We start from the raw sequence: 15,783 nt of genomic DNA on the forward strand, positions 1-15,783 counted from the left end.
AATCAAGAGAAAAGCTCACGTAAAGCAAAGCTTTTCTCTTGATTTTTTAGAAAGAGGAACATTTACTGAATATCCCTGTATAAATACTGTAAAACAAAGACGCCTCATCGTAATCACTACGACGAGGCGTTTTCATTAGCAACGTAATGCTAATTTAAACACTAAATTATTTAAGAGAGAGATTTATTACTTCTTATCAGGGGTCACTTCTGGAGTAACCAATTTCTTGATTGATTTCATATTCAGATACAGAAAGGCCAACCGCGGCTGTGCTTCCTGAACAACCAATTCCAATGAATCTGATGTTACATAACCAATACGTTCACGTGTTTTATACACTTCTACTTTTCCGTTGTCTTCTTTACTAAATCCTTCTATAATCAAATAGCCGTTGTCGATCTTCCATGTTCTAAGATCTAAAGACGGTACATTGATAGCAGAACATTTACCGCCTTTTTTAAACTCAAACCCTTTGAGTTCCCCTGTAGATTCATAGGTATAAGGATTACACCATTTACCAATAATTTGTTTCTCCACTTTCTGTCCATAGCTGCTGAATGCAAAGCAAGACAGAACCATAACTGTCATTAATAGTTTCTTCATTTTAATTTATTTTTCTAGTAAATCATATTTCTGATCAATTCCGCGTTCTCTCAAATGAATACCCTCTTTCATCCAACGCGGTTCTTTTGTTCCTTTCAGATAATAATCAAAGAACTGTTTCATCCGGATAGTCCAGTCTTTCTGTGCAGCCTGATTACCAAGAAAATGCCCTTCACCTTTGTAATTAAGATGCCATGCCGGACGTTGTAAACGACGCATAGCTAAATAAAGTGCACGACCTTGTTCGTAGGCAACAGCCTCATCCTTATCATTATGCCAAATTAATAATGGAGTATGTATTTTATCCGCTTCCACGATAGCAGAACTTGCCAAATACTTATCTTTGGCTTCCCACAAACTCTTTCCCATACGGCTTTGCCATTCTTCATACATGAAATAACGCGGCAAACCGCTTCCACCACGAATACCCAAATAACCGGTTACCATATCAGTAATAGGAGCCCCGATATTAGCACAAGCGAATATATCCGTCTTCGTCACCAGATAACTAGTTTGGAAACCTGACCAACTATGTCCCTGAAGACCTATCTTTCCCGGATGCGCTATCCCCTGCTCTATCAAGTATTTCGTACCGCTTACTACTGCATCATAACTACTCTGTCCCGGTGTTCCTATGGTGAAATGCACATCCGGCATAAATACAATATACCCATTACTAACAAAGTACATCACATCCGCCATTGCACTACTCAACATTGGAGCATGATAAGTGTTCAGCCCTCCGGAATGTGTTTCATAGAACTGTACCAGAACAGGATATTCTTTCTTAGCGTCATAATCTTCCGGCAAGTAAAGTATTCCCTTGTTAGGCTTATTCTCATAATTAGTCCATTCCACTAACTTTGCAGTACCCCATTTGTATTCGCTTTGTTGAGGATTAGCGTTCGTTATACGAATTGGATCAGAGAAATCCGATTTACTCCACCACAGATCACGGAATTCTGATATATTCTGACGATTCCAGATACAATACTTCTGATTGTCAGAAAAACGATGAATTGAATAGATATAAGGGCCTTCTGCGAGCTTCTTCAAGCGACCTTTCATGTCAAGTGAATAAATACCTTCATCCATAGTGTTTTCATCCCATACGCTGACTATAACCGTCTCATCCGGATTGAATACTTCTTTGTCAATATTGCTGGTCATTTTACGGATAGATCTCTGATTTTTGCGACCATACCCCTTAGTTATACATTCCGGCTGACGTTCTCCGGTCAAATCGATCTTCCACCAGTCATAAGCATCATAAATCAACACATTATTACCATCAGCAGTCCAACCAGCAATACCATAAGCAGGTGCAGGATTTGGTTTGTCATAAGCTTCCTCAAATATCGGATACCCAATAGCTGTTGAAATATCGGTAACCTCACCCGTTTTTCCGTCAAACTTATTCCATACCTGTGCAATAGGATCATACATCACAGCCCATTTGCCATTCATCGACCACCTCGGTCTTGTCCGGTAGCTACGTCCTACCAATTGCTTTTCTCCCGTATGTACATTCACAGAATAGATATCAAACGGCATTTCATTAAGCCAGTCTTTCTGCGAACGATAAGGCGTTTCGTCCGTATAAAGCACATAATGAATCTCTTCCGCACGGTCCGGCTCCAACAAATCAGCATATCCGGGAGCTACTTCCGTCAATTTTTGGGAAGCAATGTCATAGATATATTTCGAATATTGAGGATGGGAATAACGGCTACGAGTCTGCAAAGTAGGTACTTCATATTCATCCCAGGTCCACAACTCCAGTTCAAAACTCTTATCCGGCTTTATTTCCTCTTCTTTCTTATCTTTATTTACTTTCTCCTGATAAGGTCTGAGTTCCATTGTCAGAAACTTCTGGCTACTTGACAGACTAGCCCGGACAAGTTCCATTCCCGCAGGAATGACAATCTCCTTACGATCGAATACAAGGTCGCAAGTATTATTCTTCAAGGAGAAATTATACCATAATGAATCCTTCACAGTAAACTCTCCGGTCATCTGTTCTTTGTCAAGACTGAAAGAAGAAAGTCCTTTCTTGACAGAACTTTGATAAATAGTCCGGTAGGGACCTACCAACGGGCCATAACACAAAGCATTTCCTTTGGCTTGTTTACGAATAAAAAGAATCGAACGATTCTGATTATACAACGTATAATAGCCTATACTATCAATCTGAAATGCAGTTCCAGTCTTAAGGTGACGTACCACCAAACAATCGAAAGACGGAATATGGTTGACCGTATCTTCCGGTACATTGCTCACAGACACCGAATAAGGAACCCCTTCCACAGGGCAGAAAGATTCTTTATACGTCCACTCCGTCTTCACTCCGGAAGGTAACGACATCAATATGGTCTTCATATTTCCGGCAGTATCCGCCTGTTCGTAATAAACAGCCCGGTCTGCATCATAATATTGGATCTGTTCGACATCAGGCAATACTATTTCTTTTCGTGTACGCGAATCAAACAGATGCAATATCTTCGACTCCTTATCATCCGAATTATATTCCATCGGAGCAATGCGATAAGTCACCCATCGCCCTGTCGGGGAAATATCTGGTGATTCGACACGCTTCCACGACATACAAGCTGCTATATCCAACGGTTTCAATAAATGAGACTGTTGTTCCGCAGGCTGATCTTTCGCTTTTTGTTGTGCTCCGGCAGAGGTGTATGATAGCAGCACAACTGCCAAACACAAATAGCTAAAGAAAGAGTTCTTCATATAGTTTATTGTCTTATTTACTACGGTTTATATCTTCCCAACAATCTGCACGAGCATCACCCAGTAAATGTTTGGCAAAGAAGCGATACATTTTCCTTTCAAAATACTGATCAGCAGAACCATACCCATGACCAGCCCCCGGAATCACCAACATATCAAAGTCTTTACCGGCTTCAATCAGCGCCTTAGCCATACGATAAGTGTGCGCTGGATTGACGTTCTTGTCCATGTCTCCTGTCACAAGCATCAGGTGGCCTTTCAAGTTCTTGGCAATTTCCGCATTCGACTTCACGCTAAACTTATATTCGTATTCTTTCGTCTCATTACCTAAACTGTCTTTCACTATCTTTTCCACTTCTTTCACACCATTATAACACTCTCCCCAACCCCGATTGTAGATATTATTATCATGGTTACCGGAACAAGAGACAGCAGCCGTATAAAAGTCCGGATAAGTGCAAATAGCAGCCGCAGCCATAAATCCACCACCAGAGTGCCCATAAATACCTACTTTCTTACCGTCAATAAACGCATGACGTTGAGCTAACTGTTCAATCGCATATTTATCATCTGCCAGCGGATAATCACGCATATTGCCATAACCATAACGGTGGTATGCTTTACCACGCATCGGCGTATCACCTCTATGTCCTACTGTAATTACAATAAAACCAAGCTGCGCCATACGAGTACAATAACTATCATCCAACGTAAAACTTGTAGGTACAAATCCAAAATAAGGTCCGGGATAAACGACTGAAATAATCGGATATTTCTTTTCCGGATCAAAGTTGGACGGTTTCCACATCACCCCATACAAATCGGTAACATTATCAGCAGCTTTCACGACAAAACGTTCCGGTTTTTTCCAACCTGCCGCATAGACCAGGTCCAGGTCCGGTTTTGCCAGTTCCATAATCACCTTGCCTCTTCGATCCTTCAACATAATCTTAGGCTCCATATCCACTCTCGAATAGGTATCGACATAGTAATTATGAGATTTCAAGAAATTCACATTATGCTGTCCGTCTTCCGTGCTCAAAGGAGTTACTCCTTCTCTGTCAATGTCAACTTCATAAAGCATGTAATAGAAAGGATTTACTTTTTTATCTTTTCCATATCCATACAGATAAACTTTGCGTTTCAGCGTATCAATAGAATTAATATAGCCTGTTACCCATTCACCGGAAGTCATCACATTCTTGAGATTTCCGTCTCCATCATAGTGATAATAATGCCCCCAACCAGTACGCTCTGAACGGAACAGAATATCTTTTCCATCATTTAAGATCGCAACATTACGAGCATGTGGATCACGGTATGGCTTATCTTCTTCATGAATGATTTCTTTCACTTCCAAAGTTGAGAGGTTGACAGAACATACATCTACTTCATCCCAAGTACGCTTAGTACGTTCAAAAAACAAGTATTTGCTATCCGAAGTAACATGAAGAGGCCTTATATATTGGTCCTTCCATTTATCTATCTTTGCTTTTTTCACTGTTTTCTCTACAATATCAATAATCGCCAATTCATTTTGAGTAACATACTTGTCACCTGGAAACTCATATTTGTACTTTATCAATGAAGGAGAATCTTCCAATGAATTAATTACCCAAAAATCCCGCAACAAACGGTTATCATCACGTACTACATAAATATGACGATTATCCGGACACCAAAGTGCTGTTGTCGGCACTTCTCCGTTCTCCCCTGCTTCTTCTTCACGAGCATAAGAAAAGTTTTCCACCCCATCAGTAGTCAACTGTACCTCAGTTGTATCTATTCCCAATGCTTTATTTCCTTTTACATACAGGTTGTGATTCTTAGCATACAAAATATACTTTTTATCAGGTGAAAAAGTCATCCAGCTATAAACGGGATCTTCCGGCTCCTTCTTTTCTTCCTTCTTCTCTACTAATGTCAACTTGCCCGTCAGACGATTATAGCTGTATCGTTTACTCTTATAATCAAACTCAAACGAGCCTTGGTCTTTGGCAAAAGTTACAGATGAGATATCCAGTTTATTTCTATCTACTACACCTTTGGTAAATTCACTTAACTGCATAGCCATCTTCCCTTTGTCAAATAGAGGTTCACGCTTTCCTGCAGCAGGCATCACATAATAATATTCCTTACCTGATGTTGTTTGAAACTCAAACCAGAAATTATCTGTATCGTTAATTCCCCGAGGGTAAACCGATAAACTAATATTAGACAATTTGCCTCCTAAAGTAAAATCCTGAAATTTATCAGTCAGTTCGTAATTGGCTTGTCGTTCTGCAGTTTCTTGGGCTTGTAATTGTATCAGGAAAGGGCATACTCCCAAAACAACAAAAACTATTTTCTTTAAAGTCATACTTTTTATATTGATAAAAATAGAAGGGTGTGAATATCTATGTGAGCAGATATTCACCACCCTTATTTTCTACTTTAGTTTATTTAAATACTGTGATTTTAAGACAATCTCCAAATTTGTATATTGCATCAACAATAGTACCAAATTTATTGTCTCCCTGCAAATTTGAGACTTTATTAGGATATAACTTCTTCAAAGTAACTTCAGTAGCAGTATCGCCTGCTTTTTGTTCAATTACTTCGTAAATACGAAACTCGCCATTAGCAAATGCAACTCCCAAATGTCCATTCACAGGCTCTTTCTCCGTATTGAAATTGATATCTAAATAAGATAATGAAACAATTTCACCAGGCAATGCATCCCCATCTTCTAGTTTTATTTTTATACCACTGTCACCTTCATCAGTAGTCGAACAATACCATAGTTCAGCACCATTTGCAATTACGACATATCGCTTATTTTGAAAGACCACCATATCTTTATAATCTGCAAACATCTCACTTTTGATATTCTTTTCAAAATAATCTCCAACTTTTACAGGAGGATTCACATAATAAGTATCTAATGAAAAATTACGCAAAAAATAATTGCCGTCCTTTTTCAATAGAGCCACCCATCTTGGCATACATGTATCATACCAATCATCTTTTTCAGTAGAGGCTGGCAACATATTAATAATCTCATATTCCATATTCTGAAAGCGTGAATCTCCCTTTCCTTCATCATCTACTATCTCATATACATTACCACTATACATTAAAGTATTCATATGGATTGTAGGAAATTCATATGTCAGTCCCCCATCCCAAATGTACTGTAATGAATTATCAGTAGTTAATACAGGAATTGTACGCATATAATCATTAAATTTCTGTATACCATACATCTTTTTGAAACGAGTGCCGCCCCATATTGGATCTGATAGATAAAAACCTGCATGAAAATCATTGGCAACAGCCCTTTGATTATAGTATATATACCCATTCTGATTAAACAAGAATTTAGAAGAATAAGTCATCACAGCATCCACTGGAGAAAAATCATCAGGAATGTCTCCGTTAAATTCCTCTTCAGTATATACAGATTTCATCAGCGAATTACCATTTAGCTCCACCCATTTACTACCTTGCATGACAACAAGCTCATCATACAGTACTTCTTCACCACTATTTAAGTCCTGATACGCCAAATCCCAATATCCCGTACTTTCAAGTAAACGAAGAGGTTCTGTCCCTAAATCAGGGATAATATCTTTTTCTACTTCTTCATACACTATGGAGTCTTTATAGGCTTCCCTTCCATCCGAATCATAATATAACTTCTTCACCGTCTTTACTTTAATAAAAGAAAGTGCAGACCGTCCATTCATATCAGAGAGTATCGCCCAACCTTTCAAATAAGCTGATGTCACTGTTATTTTTGTAGAGAGTGAAAACTTAACGCCGGTTTTATTATCAACAACTGCGTATGTAAGCTCATAAATGCCATATTTATCAGAAGAGAAAGTATATGAAGGGGTAGTTACATCTAACTTCTTACCATCCAAATACCACTCATAACTCACATCTGGGTTTTCTTTGTCTATGGTAAACTTAAAAGTAGGTGAAATGGTAAGTTCCTCACCTACATTAACCTCATATCCAGCAATATCTATATTAAGAATTTCACCATCCAACTCATTCACCTGTTTATAATCAAAGTTATTCTTGTCATCCAAACAGCTGTAAAATCCCGTTACTATGAACAGCAATAAACTATATATTATTAGTTTTTTCATACTTCTTCTATTTCTATTATTTTATCCAGCAACAACTACAGTTATTTCATTATCATGCTCATCCAAGGCCGGAGTACCTGCTGCTTTTAGTTCTTTCAGCGTATTCTTCAATCGCAAAGCATATTTCCGCATCACCTGCATATCCTTTCCATCAAAGACAACATCGTCTTTTATTAATTCCTTTAAGAACATCTTATATTTCTCCACCGAGTATGTACCCAAATAATACTTTTCAACTGTATTCTCGAAATAAGTCTCATTTCCCCGGTCATTCACCGCCCACCATTCTGGTTTAAACAAACGATCCGTTACAGCTATGATGGCTTTTGAATATCGATAAGATCCAGGTTTGACATCTCCCTCGCCATTTATTTTTATTGCCAATAATTTAGTAGATTCCTTTAAATCCGGATAATTCTTTAAAGTAACTGTAATTGTACCTTTCAGTTTTCCTGCCTCAATCAGACATTCAGAAGGTAAGACATAATATTCTTTAGGAACGGTAGTAATTTTCTCATCTACCGCAACAGTAAATTTAGCATCAGTATCTCTCAACTTCCCGTAAATCTGTACTTCCAAATCAACTTTAGCATCCTCACCTTCATCATAAAATGTAAAAGAAGTACTCGTAGTATCCGTCATCATATCCTTTCCAAAAATGATATAAGATACGTCGTTGGCATTAACCATAAGTTCTTTTTCCTCACAAGAAAAAAATGTGGTAATCAAACACCCTATTATTATCAAAAATATATATCTATTACTCATAATACTATGTTTTATTTTATATTACTTTCTGAATCCGGCAACGGAAGAACAAAGTTTTCCTCTGTTGGAAGAACAGGCTCTTTTTCAACTGACGTGCTAGAACCCGAATAGTTTACTACTTGCCGATTCAAGCGTTTAAACATAAAAAACACTTGTCCTTCCCCAAATAACTCACGTTGTGCATCATTCACAATCATATCTACAAGTCCATTCTCATCCAAATTTGATAAATCAACACTCACTCCACGTCCATTTTTTACCTTTTTAATATATTCTCGAGCCTCGCCTAAATCTTTTTTACAGATAGCTTCGGCAGCAACATAATATACTTCAGACATACGTATCATTGGTAACATGGGATTTCCCCATCTCCCACCAGTACTTTTTTCTTCTTGCTTGTGATACTTCAATGTACGATATCCCCAATATTTTTCTTCAAACTGATATAACAGACGATAATCATCACGACCTTCGTTGCCAAAAACATCCTTGACTTTATCAGCATGCCAACACAAATAATGTTGACTAAAATCCGGCTGATCCTCTGAACTATAACTTATTTCCAAATCCCAATCAGTCACCTCCGTCGTATACAACGTGAAAATGATATCATCATAAAACTTAATATTTCTTTTATCTGTAATATTATATTCACTAGTGAAATTAAAACAGCGCTTAGCATTTTGTACTTTAATAATCTTCATGGCTTCGTCATAAGCCATATCTAAATTACCGGCATACAAATAAACACGAGCTAATAATGCAGTAATTGCATAATAATTTAAACGATAGCCACGTTCCCTCAGAAAACGGTCCTCACCACTAGCTATATACTCTAAGCGGTCATAAACTCTAAATGATTTTGCCTCATCAATGGGTTTTAAAATATCTTGCGCCTTTTTCAGGTCATTAACTACATGATCAAGACAATACGCTACTGTTTGCTTATCATTCACATACGCAGGATATTCATCAACATAAGGAATAAATGTACGTTCTCCAGGATTGGTAGATGGGGCAGGTGCATACAAACGTAACAAATCAAATTGTATATAAGCACGCAATGCAATGGCTTCTCCCCAAATCATATTACGCTCCTCTTCACCCTTATAAAAAAGCGTCGTATCCGCACTCTCCACTTGTTGAATCAGATTATTACAATTGGCAACGATGTTCCATGCAGCTTCCCACATTGCATTGGTAGTAGATACCAGTTCTATATCTTTGAAAGCACGCGTCGATATTTTTTGTATAGCATAACCTCCTCCAACACTTGATACTCCATCCATATTATACATCCCGCCCAATGCATCGACAATACCCCAACTTAGATTTTGTCCATATAAATCTTGAGTGGACAGTTTACGATAAATTCCATTCAAAGCTGTACGATATCCATTTCCCGTCTCAAACAAAAATTCTTCTTTAATTTCATCTGACGGACGAACATCCAGCCAGTCGCTACAGGAAGAAAATATCATAGCCACTATCCCCAGTGAAAATAAGGTATTATATATCTTTTTCATCTTCTTCTTTCCTTTCCTTAAAATTGTGCTTTCAAAGAGAAACTCATTTTCCATGAACGTGGATAACTTAATCCTCGTTCTTGGCGTATTGAGTTCCAGTTAATTAATTCACTTGTATTTGCCTCTAAACGAAGCATATTCATTCGTAAATGTTTTTTAATCCATTCCCGATCAAAATCATAACTAATCGTTAATGAATTTAAATGCAATAAGGCTTTATCCTGTACAAAGCGGGAGGTTGGCAAAGTTGTCAGATTGCTGTCTTTAATATCCTTGAATTGTGCGATATCCCCGGGCTTTTTCCAACGATCTGTCAACACACGCAGGTCGACATTTCCTGTCTTAATATTTGCATTTTCCACATTATCCACCAAAGTCTGATTATACTCTTGTCCTCCCCATTCATACAAGAAGGATGCAAATAGACTCCAATTTTTATAAGTAACATTTAGACCGAATGAACCATTAAATTTAGGTTCGGTATTGCCGACCGCTACTTCTTGGCTTGCATCCCATTTGTCTGTCACGCTGCCGTCACGATTAAGAAATATCTCCTTACCTGTAGTAGGGTCAATTCCCAAAGAACGCACTGCCCAGATAGAGGTTAGCGACTGTCCCTCAGCATACTGTGGAATAGGAACCGAATAATTGGCATCCGACAAGGAACTATTAGTAGTCAACTGTTTATCTATCTCTTTTTGATAAAATGCAGCTACACGCTCATTGTACTTTTTTTGAGAGTCCGAAATTTTAAGTATTTCATTCGTATTATGGGCCATATTTCCCCATAAAGCTACTGTCCAGTTACGATCACGAAAAACATCTGCCCGTAATTGCAGTTCAAATCCTTTATTTAAAATCTCACCCATGTTGTTTTTATAGGAAGAGAAACCTGAAGTGCTAGACAGACCAAAATCATTAATCAAATCGATCGTCTTCTCATAATAATATTCGGCCTCAACTGTCAAACGTTGGTTAAAGAACAATGTTTCTATACCTATATTATATTTATCCGTTTTTTCCCAAGTCAGGTCCTTATTACCTAATGCTTTAAGAACAGCGCCATATCCCGTTATATACCATTCGTCAAATAATGATTGATACATTGTCGTTGCAGCATAGGCTGGAAAGTTCACTTTACCAGTACGCCCATAAGATGCTCTGACTTTTAATTTATTAATATCTTTATTTCCTTTTAAAAATGCATAGTTATGAACGTTGACTCCCAGACCACCTGAAAAGAAGGGAGCCCACTTCTGGTTTGCTCCGAATTCAGAAGAACCATCGAAACGAACTGAAGCATCAGCCAAATAAATATCATTCCATGTATAATTCGCAGTAGCTAATGTACTAATACGACGAGTAGTATTTTCTGTACGGGTAGGTTTTTTATAAATCTCAGTAGCGTAATTCAACGAATTAAATTCACCGGATGGGAATCCCCGATAGTGAGCCTTTGTATTATCGGTATTGGATGAAGCAGCCTCCCATCCCACAGAAACATTTATATTATGTTTGCTATGAAACGAGCGAGTGTAATACAAAAAAGCATTTGTATTCCAATCAAAGTTTCCACCCTTTTCCGTATACAAATCACCTGCCAAATATGCATCATCACTCTCACCATAGACACTTACCTTTGATGAGAGCGGATCATAAAACTTCTCACTGCTAGCATACTTTTTAGTAACACTAAATTGTCCTTTCACAGTCAAATAGTCATTCAAATACCAGTTCAAACTAAGATTATTCACTAATTCATCGTAAGCACTCCATTCATAATTCCCCAATGTCGCTTCATACAATGGATTATTTGAAGTACGTGAACTTGATGATATTGAATAAAGCATTCTTTGCTTCAATGTTCCATCGTCTTCGTAAGGAGTCTCATAAGGTTGCATACGCGTATAATCGCTAAACGAGCCATAAGGTGACTCTTTAGATTTAGTATGTCCAAAAGTAACCGTATTTTTGACCTGCAATTGCTTTACCCGATAATCTAAAGAGAACCCAATAGAATACCTATCACGACCCGAGCCTTTCATTACACCATTCACACCATTATAAGAAGCATCTACGCCATACCGAAGATTAGGAGTACCTCCCTCTATATATACACTATGCTTATGATCAAAGGCATTTTGCAAAGGCAATGACATCCAATCTGTATCAACCCCCTTTTGAATGTAAGCATATTTTTTATAATAAGCATTCATTCCCTGAGAAGTATCTATATTGTTATTATTTCCTTTCTCAAAAAGACCTGCCAAGCGCTCAATTTCCAACTTTTGAGAAGCATTTGCCAGATTATAATCGCGTAAATCAGGCAATTCTAATGTACCTGTGAAATTATAAGATACTCGTATTTCTCCTGGTTTTGGAGCTACAGTAGTAATTACTACGACACCATTGGCAGCACGAGAACCATAAATAGCCGTAGCAGCAGCATCTTTTAAGATAGTCATACTCTCAATACGAGTTGGGTCTAAGTCATATACTTTTTCTATACTGACCTCAAAACCATCCATAATAAAGGTAGGAAGGTTCGGATTATTTTCCAAATTAGATTTTGATAGTTGATCTCTATCAAGCTCTTTCACCCCTATTCCTGAACTCCCACGAATATACATCTCTGGCAAAGCATTTGGATCGGAGCCAAATTGATTGTTTGTCATCAAACGGAAAGAGGGATCGAATGATTGCAAAGCACCCAAAATATTTGTCTGAGAAACCTTACGCAGATCATCTCCTGATATCTGTGTAGAACTACCGGTAAAACTGGTCTTACGAACATTATTATATCCTGTCACAACCACATCTTCCAATGTTTTTACATCATCAACCAAAGTAATTTCAAGACTTTTCCGACGGGTAGCATCCACCTGAAGAGTCTGTTTCTTCATACCAATAAAAGAGATTTCCAAAGTCACCTTATCATCCTTAACATCCAAAGTAAACTCACCTTCAATATTAGTAGAAGTACCCGTGCGAGTACCTTTTACGATGATGCTGGCTCCTGGTATCGGTTCCTTATTTGAGTCAATAACCGTACCACGGATACGATTATCACGCTTCTCGGTCTGCAATTTACGAACAACAACGATACCATCTTTTACCACATAATCAAATCCCTGGGGATTTAAAATCAACTTCAGAGCGACTTCCCATTTCTCATTTTTTGCATTAATTGATACGGGAGGAACTCCTTTAAACATTTGTGAATTATACAACATATTCACTCCTGTTTGTTTCTTCACTGCATCCAAAACTGTCTCGATAGAGACATTATGCAGATTCAAAGTTACCGTCTTATCTTGTGACGGTAGAGCCCATGTGCTAAATGTGCAACACACTGCCACTAAAAAACATAGTAGCCATCGTTTTTCTCTCATAAATTAATGATTAAACTTTACCTAATATTCTATTTATTCTTACTCTTTCATTCCATCGTATATCAACACTTTCCGGCCACTGATTTTATAAGTCAGATCGCCTGTCAGTTCCAAAGCATCCAAGAAAGAATTGACTGCTCCATAACGCTTCAAACTACCACTGTAAGTTATATCGCGTAGATCCGGCGTTTCATAATAAACCTGTATATCATACCAGCGTTCGAATGTCTCCATAATCTCCCCTAAAGAGCGGTTTTTAAAGTTGTACACACCGTTTACCCAACCGATATATTCATCCAGGTCGACTGTACGTTTCTCTGTACCATTGGCAGAAACTACTGCTTGTTCACCCGGCTGAAGAGTTACCGTTCCGACATTCGGTGCAGAAAATTGTACTTTGCCATGTACCAATGTAGTGTAACAAACGGAAGCATCAGTATAAGCATTCACATTAAACGCCGTACCAAGCACCATCACTTCGCCAAGATGAGTTTGTACCACAAACGGATGGGATTCATCCTGCACAACCTCAAAATAAGCCTCACCTTCCAGAGCTACAATCCTGCGTTTACCCGCAAAGCGTACCGGATAAGTCAACTTAGAACCAGCATTCAAATGAACCGTCGTCCCATCAGCAAGGATCACGGTATTTTCTCCTCCACGTGGTATGATAAGTTCATTTGACTTAACCGGCTTCTCTTCGACGTTTTTCTCTTCGTGTTGTGTTGTGACGGTTGGTTCATACGACAGCACTCCTTCCTTATATTTTACCTGAACGCCGTCTACTATTACGTTAACTTCTTTCTTATGTACATCAATAATGCTGCCATCGGGTAAAGTCAATTGTGCCTGTTGAACTCCCGGCTGAATCAATGGTCTGTTTTCCTCTTCAATCGAACCATAATTCGACATATAGAAAGATAAACCGATTACTAAAACAACAGCTGCTGCAACAGACCACCAAATCCGGAAAGCACGAGGCTTCTTTATTACCTCCGGTTCCGTTTGTCCGATTTTCTGAAGGAAAGATTCATAGGCTTTCTTTGATGAATAATTTTTATATTCTTCAAATGCAACTCTTAATGTCTCACCATTCTGCAATTGCTCATACACTTTTTGCAAGTCCGGACATTCCGCCAATCGCTTTTCAAGCTCTTGCTGTTCCGATTCATTAGCTTCTCCTAAAAGAGCTTTCTTCATTAAAGCGGCATCTTGATATACATTTTCGAACTTCTTCATCTTATTTTTCCTTTTTAAATCAAACAACTGTTTAAATTGCTTTATTATAGATATACATAACTCACAGAAAAGGGTGACAAAAAGATGATATTTTTTTGAGATAAGAATATAAAGGAGAGGAATTTAGAGGCAAAAATATAACATTATGTCACAATACATAAGGAATCAGTTCGTTTTTAACAAAGAAAACAAATCTTAAGTAATCAATAAAAAGATAAAGATGTATCAAATTGACTTTTTTATCTTTTTAGAGAAATAAACAAAGAATAATAGAATGAACAGAGTCGCCCAGCCTCTCACGAAGGAATTTATAGCTGCGTGTCTTTTGAGTTTTAACAGTATTGATACTTATTTCTAAACGTTCCGCTATCTCTTCCCATGTATGTCCTTCGATTCTCATTAAGATAATCCGGCGTTGCTCGGACGGAAGTTCTTCGATATAGCAATAGAGTTGCCGGATAATTTCTTCTTTCACCGTCAATGCATAAATCATATCTTCGTCCTCCACGCTTTCTTCTTCGGCTAAAGAATTCAATATGGTATCATGAATTTGATTATTGCGTATATATAATAAGGTATTATTATAGCAGGCACGATAAAGATAATTGGTAAGCTCTTTAATATCAGAAAAGGTACGCTTCCCTTCCCATACAGAAATAAAAACGTCTTGCACCAAATCTTCTACCGCATCGGGGACCGGCAATATCTTTGATACATAAACACATAAGGCAGTATAAAAACGATCGTAGAAATCGCCCCACATCTTTTCATCCTTCCGGTTTACTCCCGCTACTATGGTGTCAATTTTATCGTTCATACTGTCACATTACCTGCGAAAAAAGGAAACAGAATTCATAAAAATCGCCGTAACTACTTACTTTTGCGACATTTACGATTGCAAATATATTGTTTTTTTTCAAAAACGCAGACTTTGCCGGCTTACAAAATAGAAAATAAAAAAGTTCTTTCTCATACATAGAGACTTTTTCACTTTCATCTTTCATCTATCACCAGACTTTATTTTTTGATTTCAAATATGAGTCAGACAAGACAAATGCTGACAAAACAATCGTAAGCTATAGGACGGCGATTCGTATCCCACAAGACGACGATCTGTTTCATGCTTTGAAACACTCTGTTTCATTACGGGAAACACTTTGTTTCACACCGAGAAACGAATCGTTTCAAGCCTTGAAACAAACTGTTTCAAATAGGGTTGAAACTAATTGAATCCAAGCAAATAACAAATTGACCCAAAAGAAACTCGAACGAGCTTACCATACAGTTCAAATGAGAAGCAAAAGAAAATAATAGTTGGAAATGAAAGGGCACAAAAAAAAGAGCGAATCATTCCGCTCCACCTTTAAAGAATCC

General features: G+C 37.8%; 9 protein-coding genes. All 9 read right to left on the reverse strand.

Translation table 11 applies throughout. The annotated features are described in order from the left end of the window. Positions 1–186: 186 nt before the first annotated feature. The 9 genes from LPH68_RS14115 to LPH68_RS14155 all read right to left on the reverse strand — a co-directional run bounded on the left by LPH68_RS14115 (position 187) and on the right by LPH68_RS14155 (position 15,226). Positions 187–603 (reverse strand): lipocalin family protein, encoded by a 417-nt coding sequence (locus LPH68_RS14115; RefSeq protein WP_008770469.1) that lies wholly within the window; start codon positions 601–603, stop codon positions 187–189. Between the two features lie 6 nt (positions 604–609). Further along, entirely contained in the window at positions 610–3,348 is a 2,739-nt protein-coding gene (locus LPH68_RS14120; RefSeq protein ID WP_008641629.1) for a prolyl oligopeptidase family serine peptidase, read from the reverse strand. A 13-nt stretch (positions 3,349–3,361) separates the two neighbouring features. Further along, on the reverse strand, positions 3,362–5,707 hold the full coding sequence (locus LPH68_RS14125) for a DPP IV N-terminal domain-containing protein (RefSeq protein ID WP_008641628.1): 2,346 nt from the start codon (positions 5,705–5,707) through the stop codon (positions 3,362–3,364). 79 nt (positions 5,708–5,786) lie between these two features. Next, a complete protein-coding gene (locus tag LPH68_RS14130) occupies positions 5,787–7,484 on the reverse strand; it encodes a PKD-like family lipoprotein (protein WP_009041174.1) in 1,698 nt (565 codons plus the stop codon). Between the two features lie 21 nt (positions 7,485–7,505). After that, on the reverse strand, positions 7,506–8,252 hold the full coding sequence (locus LPH68_RS14135) for a DUF4843 domain-containing protein (protein ID WP_008641620.1): 747 nt from the start codon (positions 8,250–8,252) through the stop codon (positions 7,506–7,508). An 11-nt stretch (positions 8,253–8,263) separates the two neighbouring features. Next, positions 8,264–9,778: a RagB/SusD family nutrient uptake outer membrane protein gene (locus tag LPH68_RS14140; RefSeq protein ID WP_032841928.1), complete on the reverse strand. Its 1,515-nt coding sequence runs from the start codon at positions 9,776–9,778 to the stop codon at positions 8,264–8,266. 17 nt (positions 9,779–9,795) lie between these two features. Continuing rightward, positions 9,796–13,170, reverse strand: coding sequence for a SusC/RagA family TonB-linked outer membrane protein (locus LPH68_RS14145; RefSeq protein WP_151923649.1), 3,375 nt, complete (start codon positions 13,168–13,170; stop codon positions 9,796–9,798). Positions 13,171–13,209: 39 nt separating this feature from the next. Beyond that, positions 13,210–14,409 (reverse strand): FecR domain-containing protein, encoded by a 1,200-nt coding sequence (locus LPH68_RS14150; RefSeq protein WP_074911127.1) that lies wholly within the window; start codon positions 14,407–14,409, stop codon positions 13,210–13,212. A gap of 247 nt (positions 14,410–14,656) precedes the next feature. Next, positions 14,657–15,226, reverse strand: coding sequence for an RNA polymerase sigma-70 factor (locus LPH68_RS14155; RefSeq protein ID WP_004307824.1), 570 nt, complete (start codon positions 15,224–15,226; stop codon positions 14,657–14,659). Positions 15,227–15,783 lie beyond the last annotated feature (557 nt).

This window comes from Bacteroides sp. 1_1_30 (assembly GCF_020982715.1).
Taxonomy (GTDB): domain Bacteria; phylum Bacteroidota; class Bacteroidia; order Bacteroidales; family Bacteroidaceae; genus Bacteroides; species Bacteroides xylanisolvens.

What these genes read in the sequence shown, in the direction of transcription:
- LPH68_RS14145 (WP_151923649.1), bottom strand. Translation starts at nt 13,170, where the DNA reads ATGAGAGAAAAACGATGGCTACTATGTTTTTTAGTGGCAGTGTGTTGC.
- LPH68_RS14120 (WP_008641629.1), bottom strand. Translation starts at nt 3,348, where the DNA reads ATGAAGAACTCTTTCTTTAGCTATTTGTGTTTGGCAGTTGTGCTGCTA.
- LPH68_RS14150 (WP_074911127.1), bottom strand. Translation starts at nt 14,409, where the DNA reads ATGAAGAAGTTCGAAAATGTATATCAAGATGCCGCTTTAATGAAGAAA.
- LPH68_RS14125 (WP_008641628.1), bottom strand. Translation starts at nt 5,707, where the DNA reads ATGACTTTAAAGAAAATAGTTTTTGTTGTTTTGGGAGTATGCCCTTTC.
- LPH68_RS14115 (WP_008770469.1), bottom strand. Translation starts at nt 603, where the DNA reads ATGAAGAAACTATTAATGACAGTTATGGTTCTGTCTTGCTTTGCATTC.
- LPH68_RS14130 (WP_009041174.1), bottom strand. Translation starts at nt 7,484, where the DNA reads ATGAAAAAACTAATAATATATAGTTTATTGCTGTTCATAGTAACGGGA.
- LPH68_RS14155 (WP_004307824.1), bottom strand. Translation starts at nt 15,226, where the DNA reads ATGAACGATAAAATTGACACCATAGTAGCGGGAGTAAACCGGAAGGAT.
- LPH68_RS14135 (WP_008641620.1), bottom strand. Translation starts at nt 8,252, where the DNA reads ATGAGTAATAGATATATATTTTTGATAATAATAGGGTGTTTGATTACC.
- LPH68_RS14140 (WP_032841928.1), bottom strand. Translation starts at nt 9,778, where the DNA reads ATGAAAAAGATATATAATACCTTATTTTCACTGGGGATAGTGGCTATG.